Consider the following 542-nt stretch of genomic DNA (forward strand, 5'->3'; position numbering starts at 1 on the left):
CCGCCGCCATCGCCACCGCGATACGGTCATGGACTGACGATGCCTGCGCCAGACTGGGATATTGCGCTGATGCTGGCAACGCCATCGCTGGGGTATCTCGGTTTCCGTACGCTGGACGGTTTCGCCCGCTTCAGTAAATCCAGCAAACATAAAGTGGCGGCGGGCAGTTGATGGCCGATGAACTTGATCGGGTCAGTGACCTGGAAATGGCGTACCGCGAACGGGCCTTAAATGCCCATTTAACCCGCGTTACAGAGGTGGTCATCATCGACGGTTACTGCAACGACTGCGGTGAAGCCATTGAACCGGCCCGGCTTGCGGCGGTGCCGGGCGTGGTGACCTGTATCGACTGCCAGCATCGCAGAGAGCGGAGAGCGTGAATGAAGTGGGAAATCATCAGGAATTACTGGGCCATTATCTGGGCGCTGCTGATGTCCGGTATCAACATCATCCAGTTACTGCTGGCAAAAACCTACGCCCGGCGCGAGGAGCTGGAGAGGGTCAGCAGTCGTCTGAACATTCTTGAGCAGGCGGTTGAGGGG

2 protein-coding genes are annotated in these 542 nt (G+C 58.3%); both read left to right on the forward strand.

Annotated elements, in window-relative coordinates:
* Positions 1-170 precede the first annotated feature (170 nt).
* The gene (locus tag GTGU_RS23570; RefSeq protein ID WP_038163783.1) at positions 171-380 is read left to right on the forward strand and encodes a TraR/DksA C4-type zinc finger protein; all 210 of its coding nucleotides are present in this window, start codon (positions 171-173) and stop codon (positions 378-380) included.
* A partial coding sequence (locus GTGU_RS25215; RefSeq protein ID WP_156964246.1) for a DUF2730 family protein occupies positions 381-542 on the forward strand: 162 nt, incomplete at its 3' end.

The sequence above is a fragment of the Trabulsiella guamensis ATCC 49490 genome (assembly GCF_000734965.1).
Taxonomy (GTDB): domain Bacteria; phylum Pseudomonadota; class Gammaproteobacteria; order Enterobacterales; family Enterobacteriaceae; genus Trabulsiella; species Trabulsiella guamensis.

Bases quoted from the DNA above. Each gene is read 5' to 3' on its own strand.
- GTGU_RS23570 (WP_038163783.1), top strand. From the start codon at position 171: ATGGCCGATGAACTTGATCGGGTCAGTGACCTGGAAATGGCGTACCGC.